Origin of the sequence: Pseudomonas fluorescens, assembly GCF_902497785.1 — a bacterium.
Lineage (GTDB): Bacteria > Pseudomonadota > Gammaproteobacteria > Pseudomonadales > Pseudomonadaceae > Aquipseudomonas > Aquipseudomonas fluorescens_BO.
Window position 1 is genome coordinate 45,500 of the sequence record NZ_CABVHK010000012.1, and the last position, 16,585, is coordinate 62,084.

Annotated in this window: 13 protein-coding genes; 1 reads left to right on the plus strand and 12 read right to left on the minus strand. The window is 58.2% G+C overall.

Annotated elements, in window-relative coordinates; translation table 11 throughout:
* Window positions 1-190 precede the first annotated feature (190 nt).
* The 12 genes from F8N62_RS18575 to mtnA form a co-directional block, all read right to left on the minus strand.
* Window positions 191-1,267: an LPS O-antigen chain length determinant protein WzzB gene (locus tag F8N62_RS18575; RefSeq protein ID WP_150712039.1), complete on the minus strand. Its 1,077-nt coding sequence runs from the start codon at window positions 1,265-1,267 to the stop codon at window positions 191-193.
* Window positions 1,268-1,410: 143 nt separating this feature from the next.
* Window positions 1,411-1,674: a lipopolysaccharide assembly protein LapA domain-containing protein gene (locus tag F8N62_RS18580; protein ID WP_150712040.1), complete on the minus strand. Its 264-nt coding sequence runs from the start codon at window positions 1,672-1,674 to the stop codon at window positions 1,411-1,413.
* A gap of 26 nt (window positions 1,675-1,700) precedes the next feature.
* Window positions 1,701-2,003: an integration host factor subunit beta gene (gene ihfB, locus F8N62_RS18585; protein ID WP_150712209.1), complete on the minus strand. Its 303-nt coding sequence runs from the start codon at window positions 2,001-2,003 to the stop codon at window positions 1,701-1,703.
* A gap of 143 nt (window positions 2,004-2,146) precedes the next feature.
* Window positions 2,147-2,425, minus strand: coding sequence for a hypothetical protein (locus tag F8N62_RS18590; RefSeq protein ID WP_150712041.1), 279 nt, complete (start codon window positions 2,423-2,425; stop codon window positions 2,147-2,149).
* A 201-nt stretch (window positions 2,426-2,626) separates the two neighbouring features.
* Complete coding sequence (gene rpsA, locus F8N62_RS18595) at window positions 2,627-4,321, minus strand: 30S ribosomal protein S1 (RefSeq protein WP_150712042.1); 1,695 nt, start codon at window positions 4,319-4,321, stop codon at window positions 2,627-2,629.
* Between the two features lie 119 nt (window positions 4,322-4,440).
* A complete protein-coding gene (gene cmk / locus F8N62_RS18600; RefSeq protein WP_150712043.1) occupies window positions 4,441-5,130 on the minus strand; it encodes a (d)CMP kinase in 690 nt (229 codons plus the stop codon).
* Complete coding sequence (locus F8N62_RS18605; protein WP_263597224.1) at window positions 5,127-7,334, minus strand: bifunctional prephenate dehydrogenase/3-phosphoshikimate 1-carboxyvinyltransferase; 2,208 nt, start codon at window positions 7,332-7,334, stop codon at window positions 5,127-5,129. Before F8N62_RS18605 ends, cmk begins: the two co-directional genes overlap by 4 nt.
* A 28-nt stretch (window positions 7,335-7,362) precedes the next feature.
* Window positions 7,363-8,475 carry a histidinol-phosphate transaminase gene (gene hisC, locus F8N62_RS18610; RefSeq protein ID WP_150712045.1) on the minus strand — a complete coding sequence of 371 codons (1,113 nt, stop codon included), beginning with the start codon at window positions 8,473-8,475 and terminating at the stop codon, window positions 7,363-7,365.
* Window positions 8,476-8,485: 10 nt separating this feature from the next.
* Window positions 8,486-9,580 (minus strand): prephenate dehydratase, encoded by a 1,095-nt coding sequence (gene pheA, locus F8N62_RS18615; RefSeq protein ID WP_029298704.1) that lies wholly within the window; start codon window positions 9,578-9,580, stop codon window positions 8,486-8,488.
* Window positions 9,580-10,665, minus strand: coding sequence for a 3-phosphoserine/phosphohydroxythreonine transaminase (gene serC, locus F8N62_RS18620; RefSeq protein ID WP_150712046.1), 1,086 nt, complete (start codon window positions 10,663-10,665; stop codon window positions 9,580-9,582). The genes pheA and serC overlap by 1 nt, the downstream gene beginning before the upstream one ends.
* 266 nt (window positions 10,666-10,931) lie before the next feature.
* Window positions 10,932-13,595, minus strand: coding sequence for a DNA gyrase subunit A (gene gyrA / locus F8N62_RS18625; RefSeq protein ID WP_150712047.1), 2,664 nt, complete (start codon window positions 13,593-13,595; stop codon window positions 10,932-10,934).
* A gap of 448 nt (window positions 13,596-14,043) precedes the next feature.
* Window positions 14,044-15,120, minus strand: coding sequence for an S-methyl-5-thioribose-1-phosphate isomerase (mtnA, locus tag F8N62_RS18630; RefSeq protein ID WP_150712048.1), 1,077 nt, complete (start codon window positions 15,118-15,120; stop codon window positions 14,044-14,046).
* 107 nt (window positions 15,121-15,227) lie between these two features.
* On the opposite strand from mtnA, the gene F8N62_RS18635 reads away from it, so the two are divergent.
* Window positions 15,228-16,562 (plus strand): TRZ/ATZ family hydrolase, encoded by a 1,335-nt coding sequence (locus F8N62_RS18635; protein WP_150712049.1) that lies wholly within the window; start codon window positions 15,228-15,230, stop codon window positions 16,560-16,562.
* The last annotated feature ends 23 nt before the right edge of the window (window positions 16,563-16,585 follow it).

Consider the following 16,585-nt stretch of genomic DNA (forward strand, 5'->3'; position numbering starts at 1 on the left):
AGACTTGACCCTCATCACGGGACGCCCAAGCAATGTGATTAATTTCAATCCACCCCAGCGAAGAAAGAACGCCCCAAAAACACCCTAAAAAAATGTCCAACTCAACGCGCGAAACATACGCGCATCGAGTAGGACATTAATAAATTCAACATCATTGCAATGCTCACCTCAGCGAGACGACTACATTGCCTTATCCGTCCTCTCGTACCATCAACTCTCTCGGATTAACAGAGCGCAGAAAAAAGCTTCGCATAAGAGCAATCAGTATTCCGAGCGCCAACCCACCGACAATGCCTGCCAGCACAATAATTTTCTTTTTGTTTTTCACCGGAGTGTCGGGCGCTGCAATATCACCATCCTGACGACCGACCGAGACACTAGCGGAGTCGATGCTCAACGTATTGTAAAATTCAAACCTGCTTTGCAGTTTTCGTAAATTGGGAATGAACGCATCGTACGACGTACGCGACTGCAACACGTTGATTTCTGCTGCTAGCGCCTTGCTTCCACGCCGGTAGGCCAACGACTCGTCCTCGTCTTCCACCGTAGCCACCAGAGTGTTTGGGGAAGCCTGCGGATCAGTCAAACCAATAGACTCCGCGATACGCAATGCTTCACGCAACTGGTTAATCCGGTCCTCGCGCGCCACGGGTGCAGCTTCGCGCATACTTACTATTCTTTTCTCAAGATCATGTGCCCGAACCGATGCCTCTCGCGCTATGTTCAGGACTATTTCAGCCTTGGCTACTTCTTTGGCGCGCTCAACATAGGCTTTCACCAATGCCGCAGCACTTTCCGAATTCTGACTCTGGAAAGCAACAGAGTAGCGAGGTGGATTCCCCTTATCTGCACCTATTACCAGCGCCTGAGTGAAATCTTTATAGAGTTGGGTTGTTGATTTTTTTTGCGAATTCTCAGGTAACGAAGGCAAATAGAACTCCTTGAAAAAGTCCTGACGAAAGGACTCTGCCTCCAGATTTCTCGTGAATACAGCGTATACCTCATTGACCGTGTAAGGCTTAAAATCAGCGTCACTCGCGCTCCGCCCAGTATTAAAACCGGCAATTCCATTCTGGGTTGGCGGAACAATATAGAGTTTAGCCTCATAAATTGGCGCTATTATCGACATAGTAGCGTAAGCGTAAACCAACACGGATACCAACACCGCCACGCCGATGATTATGAACTTTTGCAGCCACAAATCTTTAACGAGGGCCACCAAGTCAACTTCATCTTCAACTCTTACATCGGAACGAGGTTTCAACATATAAGCACTCTTGTTTTAATTCAGCCTAGTCAATCGGCATGGCAAATCAACCTTGCGAATGGACTGTTATGAGGTCGTACACGCCAGCAAAATTCAGAAACCCCCAAGCCAATCCAAGCGACTCCATCCACCCCCTTGCGACATCACTGTCTTGATTTACGACCGGCAGTTTCACCACGCACCAGGCTGTGACGACCGCGAATACCTTTAAACCAGACCAGTATCGGGCTGATTACCATGCCTGTCAGCAGCGCCAGCAATACCCACGCCGAAACTGGCAATTGGGGTGTAGCCCAACCTAAAAAAAACAATGAAACTACTTGCCGATTTTCAAGAAAAAACAGCACTACGATAAGCCCCACAACCAACAAAAACGCCGCGATGGTTGCGCGTTTAAAATTCTTCATGGAAGCCCCCCAGCATTTCGATGAATCTAGAGGTCAACATGCTCTTCCTCTTCCTCATTCACCCGATCCCGCAATTCCTTCCCCGGTTTAAAATGCGGGACAAACTTCCCATCAAGACTCACCGATTGGCCCGTTTTCGGATTGCGCCCCACACGCGGCGCTCGGTAGTGAAGAGAGAAACTGCCAAACCCCCGAATCTCAATTCGATCCCCAGTGGCAAGACATTGGGACATTTGTTCAAGCATAGTCTTTATTGCCAGTTCCACATCTTTCGATGAAAGCAGGCCTTGATGGGTGACAATTCGTTCGATCAACTCCGACTTCGTCATATTTTTCCCTTCTTTTTCAAGCATCTAGGAAAAGCGTTTCAAAGGTTTTAGCATGCCCAACGGAATTTGAACAGCCCGGAATTTGACAAATTTGCGCCAAGAAGCCACCTAATTTCAGGCCGGTGCGAAACGCCCCGCAGTCCTCATTTGCAAATTACCAACAGGGTGCGCGTCAGATAACCCGCAGGGTTGAAGCCAAAAGGATATTCATCTTCGTCTTTGGCATCATCGGACCTTGTTATCACCCTATAGCCTGCACCCTTGCATTCTTTTGCGGCACGCTTCTGACATTTCTCCCAGCCTGACCCCAGCCCGGAACAATCAACCTCGATACCACTCACCCCACGCACTACGTGAGTCGTTGCGCGGGTCGAACACCCCGCCAGTGTCAGTAATGCAATGACGACAATGAGCTTGCTCATGCGCTTCCTTATGCCGAGCACATTGCCCGACTGTCGTTTGCTTGCGTCTAAAGACTAGCTGCAATTAAGCGATTGATCCTGTTAAAGAAACAGACACCTTGTTGGCACAATTGGTTTCACCGCATTTAGCATACGACCTGCCAAATCCCGCCCACAAAAAAGGGCGACCGAAGTCGCCCTTTTTCTATGGTCTGACAGAACTTAGTTCTGTTTTTCCATTTGTGCACGCAACAGGTCGCCCAGAGTGGTAGGACCAGGAGCAGCAGTGTCCGAAGCTGGCTTCTCGCGCAGGCTCTGGATTGCTTCTTTCTCTTCTTCAACGTCTTTCGACTTGATGGAGAGCTGGATTACGCGGCTCTTGCGGTCAACGCTGATGATCTTGGCTTCTACTTCTTCGCCTTCTTTCAGAACGTTGCGCGCGTCTTCAACGCGGTCACGGCTGATTTCGGAGGCTTTCAGAGTCGCTTCGATATCGTCGGCCAGGGTGATGATGGCGCCTTTAGCGTCAACTTCTTTCACGATGCCTTTAACGATTGCGCCTTTGTCGTTCTCTTGAACGTACTCGGAGAACGGATCGCTTTCCAGTTGCTTGATACCCAGGGAGATGCGCTCGCGCTCTGGGTCAACCGACAGGATAACGGTGTCCAGCTCGTCGCCCTTCTTGAAGCGGCGAACGGCTTCTTCGCCCACTTCGTTCCAGGAGATGTCGGACAGGTGAACCAGACCGTCGATGCCGCCGTCCAGACCAATGAAGATACCGAAATCGGTGATCGACTTGATGGTGCCGGAGATTTTATCGCCCTTGTTGAACTGACCAGAGAAATCTTCCCATGGGTTAGATTTGCACTGCTTGATGCCGAGGGAGATACGACGACGCTCTTCGTCGATGTCCAGAACCATAACTTCCACTTCGTCGCCGACTTGTACGACTTTCGAAGGGTGGATGTTCTTGTTGGTCCAGTCCATTTCGGAAACGTGTACCAGGCCTTCAACGCCTTCTTCCAGCTCAGCGAAGCAGCCGTAGTCAGTCAGGTTGGTTACACGAGCGGTAACGCGAGTGCTTTCCGGGTAACGGGCTTTGATAGCAACCCATGGATCTTCACCCAGTTGCTTGAGGCCCAGGGAAACACGATTGCGTTCGCGATCGTACTTCAGAACCTTGACATCGATCTCGTCGCCAACGTTGACGATTTCGGAAGGATGCTTGATACGCTTCCAAGCCATGTCGGTAATGTGCAGCAAGCCATCGACGCCACCCAGATCGACGAATGCGCCGTAATCGGTGAGGTTCTTGACGATACCTTTGACTTGTTGACCTTCCTGCAGGGATTCCAGCAGAGCTTCACGCTCAGCGGAGTTCTCGGCTTCGAGGACGCTACGACGGGAAACGACAACGTTGTTGCGTTTCTGGTCGAGCTTGATGACCTTGAATTCCAGCTCTTTGCCTTCCAGGTGCGTGGTATCGCGCACAGGACGGACGTCAACCAGGGAACCTGGCAGGAACGCACGGATGCCGTTAACGTCGACAGTGAAGCCGCCTTTAACCTTACCGTTGATAACGCCCTTGACCACTTCCTCGGCTGCGAAGGCAGCTTCCAGAACAATCCAGCATTCAGCGCGCTTGGCTTTCTCACGGGACAGCTTGGTTTCACCAAAGCCGTCTTCAACCGAATCCAGCGCTACGTGAACTTCGTCACCAACGTTGATGTTCAGCTCGCCAGCGTCGTTATAGAACTGCTCAAGCGGGATGAGTGCTTCAGACTTCAGGCCAGCGTGAACGGTTACCCAGCGAGCTTGGTAATCGATATCAACGATAACACCGGTGATGATGGAGCCTGCCTGAAGGTTCAGGGTTTTTAGGCTTTCTTCAAAGAGTTCCGCAAAGCTTTCGCTCATTTTAATTCCTGATGATAAGGGCGAAGAATACGCCCATCTCCACATCCCAGACGACGTGGGTTACGTTCATTTAAAGAAACAACGCAGGACTATGACTGGTCCCCTGGGTCGCTTCTTGGTCACCCGGCGATATCGCGGAGTGCGATCTCGCTCATGATGCGTTGCAGCACCTGATCGATGGATAATTCCGTGGAATCCAGCTGAATGGCGTCAGCCGCCGGCTTGAGCGGGGCTACCGCTCGCTGGGTGTCACGCTCGTCGCGGACACGTATCTCATCTAGCAGACTCGACAGACTAACACCATCGACTTTGCCCTTCAACTGCAAGTAACGACGGCGCGCACGCTCCTCGGCACTGGCAGTGAGGAATATCTTCAGCGGCGCGTCAGGAAAAACCACCGTACCCATATCGCGGCCATCGGCCACCAGGCCCGGGGCCTCCTGAAACGCGCGCTGGCGCTGCAGCAGTGCATCGCGAACGGCCGGCAGAGCGGCCACTTGCGAGGCCCAGGCGCCGACTTGTTCGTTACGCAAATCATCGGTGACGTCATCACCTTCAAGGATGATTCGCTGCGGATGACCTTCTGTCGCCCCGACGAACTGCACGTCCAGATGTGCCGCCAGCAGCTTCAACGACTCTTCATTCGTCAGATCGACGCCATGGTTGCGCGCCGCGAAAGCCAATACACGGTACAACGCACCGGAATCCAGCAGGCACCAGCCCAGACGCCTGGCCAGAATCCCGGCAATAGTGCCCTTGCCCGAACCGCTGGGCCCGTCGATGGTGATGACCGGTGGCTTGATATTCACGACTGAGCCTCTTGTGCAACGCGGATACCGACCTGGGCGCACAGCGCCAGGAAGTTCGGGAACGAGGTCGCGACGTTGGCGCAGTCATGGATGCGGATCGGTGCGGTGGCACGCAGCGATGCAACGCTGAACGCCATGGCAATCCGGTGATCGCCGTGACCGTGCACTTCGCCGCCACCGATCAGGCCGCCGTCGATGATGATGCCGTCCGGGGTCGGTTCGCATTTCACGCCCAATGCCAGCAAGCCATCGGCCATCACCTGAATCCGGTCCGACTCCTTGACTCGCAGCTCTTCGGCGCCGCGCAAAACAGTGCGCCCTTCGGCACACGCCGCTGCCACGAACAACACCGGGAATTCGTCGATGGCCAATGGCACCAGCGCTTCCGGAATCTCGATACCTTTGAGTTTAGCTGCACGTACTCGCAGGTCTGCTACCGGCTCGCCGCCGACTTCACGCTGATTTTCCAGGGTGATGTCAGCGCCCATCAGGCGCAGGATGTCGATCACGCCGGTCCGGGTCGGGTTGATGCCTACGTGTTCGAGCACCAACTCGGAACCTTCGGCGATCGACGCCGCAACCAGGAAGAACGCGGAAGATGAAATATCACCCGGCACTTCAATGTGGGTCGCCGTCAGCTTGTGGCCGGATTCAACGGATGCCGTAGCGCCATTGACGCTGACCGGGTAGCCGAAACCGCGCAGCATGCGCTCGGTGTGGTCGCGAGTAGGAGCAGGCTCGGTGACGGTGGTCTGGCCTTCAGCGTACAAACCGGCCAACAGCAGGCAGGATTTAACCTGGGCACTGGCCATCGGCATGGTGTAAGTCAGGCCTTTGAGCTTGTTGCCACCACGAATGATCATCGGCGGACGACCTTCTGCAGCGGTTTCGATCACGGCGCCCATTTCGCGCAGCGGATTGGCCACGCGATTCATCGGACGCTTGGACAGCGAGGCGTCGCCAGTCAAGGTGCTGTCGAAGCTCTGCGCGGCCAGCAAGCCGGACAACAGACGCATCGACGTGCCCGAATTGCCCAGATAGATCGGGCCCGGCGCAGGCTTCAGGCCATGCAGGCCGACGCCATGGATGGTCACGCGGCCATGGTGCGGACCTTCGATCACCACGCCCATGTCACGGAAGGCTTGCAAGGTCGCCAGAGCGTCTTCGCCCTCGAGGAAACCTTCCACTTCAGTAGTGCCTTCGGCCAGGGAGCCGAGCATGATTGAACGGTGGGAAATCGATTTGTCGCCCGGTACACGAATCCGCCCAGTCAGGCGGCCACCAGGTTGTGCCAGGAAAATCAGGTCGTTGGAGTTCATAGCGTCCACATAAGCCCGGCGGGCCAGGATTTTGCTGAAATGTTCGCGGGCAACCCGAGCGCGTGTGAACACGCCCAACAATTGGTGCCCATCCCCTGCATCGACCGCGTCGCGCAAGGCGTCGAGGTCGCTGCGAAATGTATCGAGTGTGCGCAGGACAGCTTCGCGGTTGGCGAGGAAGATGTCGTGCCACATGACCGGGTCGCTTCCCGCGATTCTTGTGAAATCACGGAAACCGCCGGCAGCGTAACGGAAGATCTCAAGGTTTTCATTGCGCTTGGCCAATGAATCGACCAGACCGAACGCCAGCAAGTGCGGCAAATGGCTGGTTGCCGCCAACACTTCGTCGTGGCGCTCGACCTGCATGTGTTCGACATCAGCGCCCAATTCGCGCCACAAACGGTCGACCACGGCCAATGCGGCCGGATCGGTCTGATCCAGCGGCGTCAGGATCACTTTATGGCGGCGGAACAGCTCGGCATTGGAGGCTTCCACCCCGCTCTGCTCGGAGCCGGCAATCGGATGACCGGGCACGAAACGCGCCGGCATGCCGCCAAACGCTTCGGTCGCGGCGCGCACGACGTTACCCTTGGCGCTGCCGACGTCGGTCAGGATGGCCGACCCCAGATCCATTGCGGCCAGGCGCGCGAGCATTTTTTCCATCGCCAGAATCGGCACGGCCAGTTGAATCACGTCAGCGCCCTGACAGGCAATCGTCAGGTCTTCTTCACAGCGATCGACCACGCCCAGCTCAACCGCCAGCTTGCGCGACTGCGGATCAAGATCGACGCCAACCACTTCGCGACACAGGCCACTCTCACGCAAGCCTTTGGCAAACGAACCGCCGATCAACCCCAGACCGACCACCACCAGGCGACCGATCACAGGTTCAGCAGATTGCAGAGCCGTGACATCAACCACGAGCCATAACCTTGGTCAGCGCCTCGAGGAAGCGGCTGTTTTCAGTCGGCAAACCGATGGTGATACGCAGGTGATTCGGCATGCCGTAGTTGGCCACCGGACGCACGATCACGCCTTCGCGCAGCAGGCCCTGGAAGACCGGCGCCGCAACACGACCCAGATCGACGCAGATGAAGTTGCCCCTGGACGGAATCCAGCTCAACCCCAGCTCACGAAAACCCGCTTCGAGCTGTTGCATGCCGGCGTCGTTCAAGCGGCGGCTTTCAGCCAGGTACTCGGCGTCCTGCAAGGCGGCGCATGCGGCGGCCAGGGCCAGGCTGTTGACGTTGAACGGCTGACGCACGCGGTTCAGCACATCGGCCACCACGGCAGTGGACAAGCCATAACCGACCCGCAACGCCGCCAGACCGTAGGCCTTGGAGAAGGTGCGCGAGACCAGCAAATTCGGGTAAGCCGCCAGGTAATCCAGACCGTCCGGCAAGTCGCTGCCTTCGGCGTATTCGATGTAGGCCTCGTCCAGCACCACCAGCACGTGCTCCGGAACATCCTGCAGAAACTCGTCCAGCGCTTCGGCGCCAAACCAGGTGCCGGTCGGGTTGTTCGGGTTGGCGATGAACATCACCCGGGTATCGGCGTCGATCGCGGCCAGCATGGCCGACAGATCATGGCCCCAGTCTTTGGCCGGAATCACCTTGGCTGTCGCGCCGACGGCCTGGGTGACGATCGGATAAACCGCGAACGCGTGCTCGCTGAACACCGCGTTCAGGCCCGGCGCCAGATAGGCACGCGCGACCAGCTCAAGAATATCGTTGGAACCGTTGCCCAGCGTCACTTGATTCAGTTCGACGCGGCACTGATCGGCCAGCAGGGTCTTGAGGGCAAAACCGTTGCCGTCCGGATAGCGTGTCAGCTCGGCCAGTTCTTCGCGAATAGCGGCCAAAGCCTTAGGACTGGCGCCCAACGGGTTTTCGTTGCTCGCCAGTTTTACGATGCTCGCCGGATCGATGTCCAGCTCGCGGGCCAGTTCGTCCACAGGTTTGCCTGGAACGTAAGGCGAAAGTTGTTGCACGCCCGGCTGCGCCAAGGCGAGGAAGTCACCACTCATTTGCTACCCCTTAGAGAACCGCTTTCGGGTAGGAACCCAGCACTTTGAGTGCCACTGCTTCCTGACTGATCTTTTCCAGCACACCTTTTACCAGCGGATCGCGGTGGTGGCCGACAAAATCGATGAAGAACACGTAGGTCCATTTACCGCTACGCGAAGGACGCGTCTCGATGCGCGTCAGGTCGATGCCATTGTCGTGGAACGGCACCAGCAACTCGTGAAGCGCGCCGGGCTTGTTGCTCATGGAGACGATGATCGAGGTCTTGTCGTCGCCGGTCGGCGGCACTTCCTGGCTGCCGATCATCAGGAATCGCGTGGAGTTGTCCGGGCGATCCTCGATTTTCTCGGCCAGACGTGTCAGCCCGTACAAGCCCGCGGCCATGTCACCGGCAATCGCCGCCGAGTTCCACTCACCCTTGACCCGCTTGGCCGCTTCGGCGTTGCTCGAAACCGCCACGCGCTCGACATTCGGGTAGTGTGCATCCAGCCACTTGCGGCACTGGGCCAGCGACTGGGCGTGGGAATAGATGCGGCTGATGCTGTCGGTCTTGGTGTTTTCACCGACCAACAGGTGGTGGTGAATGCGCAACTCGACTTCGCCACAGATGACCATGTCGTGCTCGAGAAAGCTGTCGAGGGTGTGGTTGACGGCGCCTTCGGTAGAGTTTTCCACCGGGACCACGCCAAAGTTCACCGCACCGGCCGCCACTTCACGGAACACTTCGTCGATCGCCGCCATCGGCTTGCTGATCACCGCGTGACCGAAGTGCTTCATCGCCGCTGCTTGAGTGAAGGTGCCCTCAGGGCCGAGGTAAGCCACTTTCAGCGGCTGCTCGAGGGCCAGGCACGAGGACATGATTTCGCGGAACAAACGCGCCATCTCTTCGTTGCCCAGCGGTCCCTGGTTACGCTCCATCACGCGCTTGAGCACCTGAGCTTCACGCTCAGGACGATAGAACACCGGCACTTCACCTTCCGCCAGCGAGGCCATTTTTACCCGCGCAACTTCCTGGGCGCAGCGTGCGCGTTCACTGATCAACTCCAGCACCTTGGTGTCCAGAGCATCAATGCGAACGCGCAGGGCCTTGAGTTCTTGCTCAGACATTAGCCGTGTTCCTTCTCGAACTCTGCCATGTACGAGATCAGTGCGTTGACCGCAACGATGTCGACGGCGTTATAGATGGAGGCACGCATGCCGCCCACGGAACGGTGACCCTTGAGGTTCAGCAAGCCGCGTTCGTCGGCGCCGGCCAGGAATGGTTTGTCCAGACGATCATCGGCGAGGCGGAACGGCACGTTCATCCACGAGCGGTCCGACTTGTTGATCGGGTTGCTGTAGAGGCCGCTGGCGTCGATGAAGTCGTACAGCGTGCGCTGCTTCACTTCATTGAGCTTGCCGATGGCTTCAACACCACCCTGCTCTTTCAGCCACTCGAACACCAGGCCGGACAGGTACCAGGCCAGGGTCGGCGGCGTGTTGTACATCGAGCCGTTATCGGCCGCGACCTTGTAGTTGAGCATGGTCGGGCACAGCGAGCGGGCATTGCCCAGCAGGTCTTCACGAACGATGTTCACGACGATGCCGCTCGGGCCGATGTTTTTCTGGGCGCCGGCGTAGATCATGCCGAAGCGCGAAACGTCAATCGGGCGCGAGAGAATGTCCGAGGACATGTCGGCGACCAGTGGAACGTCGCCCGTTTCCGGAACCCAGTTGAATTCCAGCCCGCCGATGGTTTCGTTCGGCGCGTAGTGCACGTAGGCCGCGTCTTTCGACAGCTGCCATTCGTTCTGGCCGGGAATGGCGAAATAGTCGTAAGGCTTGGCGGTGGCGGCAACATTGACGTGGCCGTAGCGCGACGCTTCTTCAATGGCTTTCTGCGACCAGATACCGGTATCGATATAGTCGGCAGTGCCGCTTTCCGGCAACAGGTTCAGAGGAATCTGGGCAAATTGCTGGCTGGCGCCACCTTGCAGAAACAGCACTTTATAGTTCGAGGGGATATTCAGCAGATCACGCAGATCCTGCTCGGCCTTGGTAGCGATGGACACGAACTCATCACTGCGATGGCTCATTTCCATGACCGAGAGGCCCTTGCCGTGCCAATCAAGGAGTTCACCCTGGGCGCGCTGCAGGACAGCTTCGGGAAGTGCCGCAGGACCGGCACAGAAGTTATAGGCTCTCTTGCTCACATCCAATCTCGCTCTGATTTGGTGGTATCACGCAATAAATCACAACATCGGTTTGATCGGTCCTGCGCACTGCACGGGTACGATCAGTCTGTAGGAGCTGTCGAGCGGAGCGAGGCTGCGATCTTTGGGTGCTGAGCACAGCAAGAGCCAGATCAAGAGATCGCAGCCTCGCTTCGCTCGACAGCTCCTACATTAAAAACAGTTCCATAATTCTTGGGGGACAAACAACAAGGGGGCGAATTTTCATCCGCCCCCTGTGTGTCCGCTTACTCTTGCGGTTCTTCGTCAGCGGCGGCGTCGAGTTGCTGGTCTTCAACGGCATCGTCGATCACGACTTCACCGTCGAACACTGCACCCTCTTCACCTTCTTCGCCTTCAAGCTCTTCGCCTTCGACTTCCGACGGCTCCTGAACCCGTTCCAGGCCTACCAGCGTTTCATCGCTGGCCAGCTTGATCAGGGTCACGCCCTGGGTGTTACGACCCAGACTGGAGACTTCGTCGACGCGAGTACGCACCAACGTACCCTGGTCGGAAATCAGCATGATTTCCTCGCCGTCAAGCACCTGGACCGCGCCGACCAGACGGCCGTTACGGTCGTTGCTGACCATGGCGATAACGCCCTGACCGCCACGCTTGTACTCAGGGAACTCGCTGATCGCGGTACGCTTGCCGAAACCACGGGCCGAAGCAGTGAGGATCTCGCTGCCTTCTTCCGGGATCAGCATGGAAATCAGCTTCTGGCCTTCCGGCAGACGCATGCCGCGAACACCGCGAGCGGTACGGCCCATGGCGCGAACGTCGGTTTCCTTGAAGCGAGTGACCTTGCCGCCGTCGGAGAACAGCATGACTTCGCGCTCGCCATCGGTAATCGCGGCAGAAATCAGTACGTCACCTTCGTCCAGCTCCAGCGCGATCAAACCAACGCTGCGTTGACGGCTGAAGGATTCCAGCGGGGTCTTCTTCACGGTGCCTTTGGCAGTGGCCATGAAGATGAAGTGACCTTCGGTGTATTCCTCGACCGGCAACATGGTGGTGATGTATTCATCACTGTCCAGCGGCAGCAGGTTGACCAGCGGACGACCACGGGCCGCGCGGGACGCTTCCGGGATTTCGTAGGTTTTGAGCCAGTACACTTTGCCTTTGCTGGAGAACAGCAGCAACGTGGTGTGGCTGTTGGCGACCAGCAGGTGAGCGATGTAGTCCTCATCCTTGACGCCAGTGGCCGATTTGCCTTTACCGCCACGACGCTGGGCCTGGTACGCAGCCAACGGCTGGGTCTTGGCGTAGCCACCGTGGGAAATGGTCACGACGCGCTCTTCTTCCGGGATCATGTCACCCAGGGTCAGGTCGAGACGGGCATCGAGAATCTCGGTGCGGCGCACGTCGCCGTACTCGGCGCGGATCACTTCCAGTTCTTCGCGGATCACTTCCATCAGGCGCGTGGCGCTGCTGAGGATGCGGATCAGTTCGCCGATCTGGTTAAGGATCTCTTGATACTCGGCCAGCAGCTTCTCGTGTTCCAGACCGGTCAGACGGTGCAGACGCAGTTCCAGAATGGCTTGCGCCTGTTCTGGCGAAAGGAAGTACTTGCCTTCGCGCAGGCCGTATTGCGGGTCCAGAGTCTCCGGACGGCAAGAGTCGGCACCGGCACGCTCGACCATCGCGACCACGGCGGAAGATTCCCACGCGGTCTTGATCAGCGCTTCCTTGGCTTCCGACGGCGTCGGCGAGGCCTTGATCAGGGCGATGACCGGATCGATGTTGGACAGGGCGACCGCCTGACCTTCCAGGATGTGACCGCGCTCACGGGCTTTACGCAGTTCGAAGACGGTACGGCGGGTAACCACTTCGCGACGGTGGCGAACAAAGGCTTCCAGCAGGTCCTTGAGGTTCAGGATCCGCGGACGACCGTCGATCAGCGCAACGATGTTGATACCGAATACCGCTTGCAACTGGGTCTGGGCGTAGAGGTTGTTGAGGATCACCTCAGGCACTTCGCCGCGACGCAGCTCGATCACGACGCGCATACCGTCCTTGTCGGACTCGTCGCGCAGTTCGGTGATGCCTTCCAGTTTCTTCTCTTTAACCAGCTCGGCGATCTTCTCGATCAGACGGGCCTTGTTCAGCTGATACGGCAGTTCGGTGATGACGATCTGCTGACGGCCACCGACCTTGTCGATGTCTTCGATCATCGAGCGGGCGCGCATGTAAATGCGCCCGCGGCCGGTGCGGTAGGCTTCGATGATGCCGGCGCGACCGTTGATGATCGCGGCGGTCGGGAAGTCCGGACCGGGGATATATTGCATCAGCTCATCGATGGTCAACTCGGGGTTGTCGATGAGGGCCAGGCAACCGTCGATGACTTCACCGAGGTTGTGCGGCGGGATGTTGGTCGCCATGCCCACGGCGATACCGCTGGAGCCGTTGACCAATAGGTTGGGAATACGGGTCGGCATGACCGCCGGGATCATTTCGGTGCCGTCGTAGTTCGGCACCCAGTCCACGGTTTCTTTGTGCAGGTCAGCCAGCAGCTCGTGCGCCAGCTTGGTCATGCGCACTTCGGTGTATCGCATGGCCGCGGCGTTGTCGCCGTCCACCGAACCGAAGTTGCCCTGACCGTCTACCAGCAGGTAGCGCAGCGAGAATGGCTGCGCCATCCGAACGATGGTGTCGTACACCGCGGTATCACCGTGCGGGTGATACTTACCGATCACGTCACCGACAACACGGGCAGATTTCTTGTACGGCTTGTTGAAGTCGTTGCCCAGCTCGCTCATCGCGAACAGCACACGCCGGTGCACGGGCTTCAAGCCATCGCGCGCATCCGGCAGTGCCCGCCCGACAATTACGCTCATTGCGTAGTCGAGGTAGGACTGCTTCAGCTCGTCTTCGATATTGACCGGGAGGATTTCTTTGGCCAGTTCGCCCATGAGAAGCCTGATTCCTTTTTCTGGTGAAACCTCGTCACATCCATATGGGACGAACGAAGCTCGCCGATGCAGGCTGATTGCCAATGCACCGACTTACGACAAATCAACGAGTTATGCCATGGATCTGCGCAGTAAAGGCAGCCGCATCGGGCTACCTTGGAAACCGCCGGATGTTATCACAAGAGCCGCCACGCACCTATCCCCCAGATGCGCATGGAGTGTAGTTAGTTGACTGGTGGCAGGCTTGAAGGGGACGAGAGAGGCTTAGAGACGTGTTGTGTAAGCAGCAACTGACGTTTTTATTGAGCATTCAGCATCAATCTCCACTTGCAAACATGAACTGTAGGAGCTGCCGCAGGCTGCGATCTTTTCGGGAACGTCGCCTGCTTGCGCCGACAAGATTAAAAGATCGCAGCCTGCGGCAGCTCCTACGCCGATCACAGTAGCGTCAATGCAACCGCTTGCGGCACATCAACTGCGCCATCTTTGCGGTATCCGGGCGCTCGACGATGCCCTTTTCGGTAACGATGGCATCAATCAGATCCGCCGGCGTCACATCGAACACCGGGTTGAACGCGTCGACATCCGCCCCGACCCGCTTGCCACCGACTTCCAGCAACTCGCGGCCGTCACGCTCTTCAATCGGAATGTCGTCGCCGCTGGCCAGGTGCATGTCGATGGTCGAACTCGGCGCCACCACCATGAAACGCACACCGTGGTGCATCGCGTTCACCGCCAGTTGATAGGTGCCGATTTTGTTGGCCACGTCGCCATTGGCGGTGATCCGGTCGGCGCCGACGATGACCCAGGTGATGCCTTTTGTCTTCATGATGTGGGCCGCGGCAGAATCGGCGTTGAGCGTCACCGGAATACCTTCGTTGGCCAGCTCCCACGCGGTCAGTCGCGAACCTTGCAGCCACGGGCGGGTTTCGTCGGCATAAACGCGCTCGACCATGCCTTCAATGAATGCCCCGCGAATGACGCCCAGCGCCGTGCCAAAACCGCCAGTGGCCAGCGCGCCGGTGTTGCAATGGGTCAGGATCGCCTGAGCATTGCCCTGATGCTTGCGGATCAGGTCCACACCCAATTGCGCCATCGTCAGGTTAGCTTCGCGATCACTTTCGTGAATGGCCATGGCCTCCGCTTCCAGCGCCGCCAGAGGGTCGGCATCACCCTTGAGACGATCCAGGCGATCACGCATGCGACCCAACGCCCAGAACAGATTCACCGCGGTTGGCCGGGAATCGGCGAGCAATGCGTAGTCCTCTTCCCACGCGGCCTGCCAGTCACCGCCCTCGGCAATTCGGGCGCGGGCGGCGAGCACCATGGCATACGCGGCACTGATGCCAATCGCCGGGGCGCCACGCACGACCATCGAACGAATGGCCTCGGCCACGCCGGCAGCGCTGGTGTAGGCGATCCAGGTTTCCTCGAACGGCAAGACGCGCTGATCCAGCAGATACAGGGCGCCATCTCGCCAATCGATGGCCTTCACCTTCTCCGCAGCCAACAGTCGATCGCGCATCCCACACCCCGTACTCAGTAACAAAGCCGCCGATTATAGCGATCCCCCCGCCAAGACGCTCGGGTATACTTCGCCATCCTTTACAAAAGCACTGGAACCGACCCTCGATGCCGATCACTGCCGCTGCGCTCGACCTGTTATTGCTGCCGACCTGGCTGGTACCCGTCGAACCCGCTGGTGTTGTCCTCAAAGAGCACGCTATCGGCCTCCGCGACGGGCGCATCGTTTTCATCGGCCCGCGCTCGGCGGCGCTGAAACTCGAGGCGACCGAAGTCCGCGAACTGCCGGGCATGCTGCTCAGCCCAGGCCTGATCAATGCTCACGGGCATGCCGCGATGACACTGTTCCGAGGCCTGGCCGACGATCTGCCGCTGATGACCTGGCTGGAAAACCACATCTGGCCGGCCGAAGCCAGGTGGGTTGATGAGACCTTTGTACGCGACGGCACCGACCTTGCCATCGCCGAACAGATAAAAGGTGGCATCACCTGCTTCTCTGACATGTATTTCTTCCCGAAGGTTGCCAGCGAACGGGTGCATAACAGCGGCATACGCGCGCAAATCGCGATTCCGATCCTCGACTTCCCGATCCCGGGGGCGAGCACTGCGGACGAGGCCATTCGTCAGGGCGTCGAATTGTTCAACGATCTGAAGCATCACGAGCGCATCAAAGTCACCTTCGGCCCCCACGCGCCCTACACCGTGGGCGACGAAAACCTCGAGAAAATCCGGGTGATCGCCGAAGAGCTGGACGCGTCGATCCACATGCACGTCCACGAAACCGCCTTCGAAGTACAACAGGCCGTCGAGCAACGTGGCGAGCGCCCGCTGGCCCGACTCGCGCGCCTTGGGCTGTTGGGGCCGCGCTTCCAGGCCGTTCACATGACTCAGATCAGCGATGAAGACCTGGCGATGCTGGTAGAAAGCAACACCAATGTGATTCATTGCCCGGAGTCGAACCTGAAACTGGCGAGCGGTTTCTGCCCGGTGGAGCGTTTGTGGCAGGCAGGCGTGAACGTGGCCGTCGGCACCGATGGCGCCGCCAGCAACAATGACCTCGACCTGCTCGGCGAAACCCGCACCGCCGCGTTGCTGGCCAAAGCCGTTGCGGGTTCGGCCACCGCGCTGGACGCCCATCGCGCATTGCGCATGGCCACGCTCAACGGCGCCCGGGCGCTGGGAATCGAGACAGAGGTCGGCTCGCTGGAAGTCGGCAAAGCCGCGGACATGGTCGCGTTCGACCTTTCCGGGCTGGCGCAGCAACCGGTCTACGATCCGGTTTCGCAGCTTATATATGCCACCGGTCGCGATTGCGTGAAGCATGTCTGGGTCGGCGGCAAGCAACTGCTCGACGACCGTCGCCTGACCCGTCTGGATGAAGAACAGCTGTGCGCGACCGCCAAGGCCTGGGGCCTGCGCATCAGCGGCCATACCGAATTGTAGGCACCCCGGAGCAACCGTCGGGG

Excerpts from the sequence above, each read along its gene's own strand:
- gyrA (WP_150712047.1), bottom strand. The coding sequence starts at position 13,595 with ATGGGCGAACTGGCCAAAGAAATCCTCCCGGTCAATATCGAAGACGAG.
- F8N62_RS18635 (WP_150712049.1), top strand. The coding sequence starts at position 15,228 with ATGCCGATCACTGCCGCTGCGCTCGACCTGTTATTGCTGCCGACCTGG.
- hisC (WP_150712045.1), bottom strand. The coding sequence starts at position 8,475 with ATGAGTGGTGACTTCCTCGCCTTGGCGCAGCCGGGCGTGCAACAACTT.
- ihfB (WP_150712209.1), bottom strand. The coding sequence starts at position 2,003 with ATGACGAAGTCGGAGTTGATCGAACGAATTGTCACCCATCAAGGCCTG.
- mtnA (WP_150712048.1), bottom strand. The coding sequence starts at position 15,120 with ATGCGCGATCGACTGTTGGCTGCGGAGAAGGTGAAGGCCATCGATTGG.
- pheA (WP_029298704.1), bottom strand. The coding sequence starts at position 9,580 with ATGTCTGAGCAAGAACTCAAGGCCCTGCGCGTTCGCATTGATGCTCTG.
- F8N62_RS18590 (WP_150712041.1), bottom strand. The coding sequence starts at position 2,425 with ATGAGCAAGCTCATTGTCGTCATTGCATTACTGACACTGGCGGGGTGT.
- rpsA (WP_150712042.1), bottom strand. The coding sequence starts at position 4,321 with ATGAGCGAAAGCTTTGCGGAACTCTTTGAAGAAAGCCTAAAAACCCTG.
- F8N62_RS18575 (WP_150712039.1), bottom strand. The coding sequence starts at position 1,267 with ATGTTGAAACCTCGTTCCGATGTAAGAGTTGAAGATGAAGTTGACTTG.
- F8N62_RS18580 (WP_150712040.1), bottom strand. The coding sequence starts at position 1,674 with ATGAAGAATTTTAAACGCGCAACCATCGCGGCGTTTTTGTTGGTTGTG.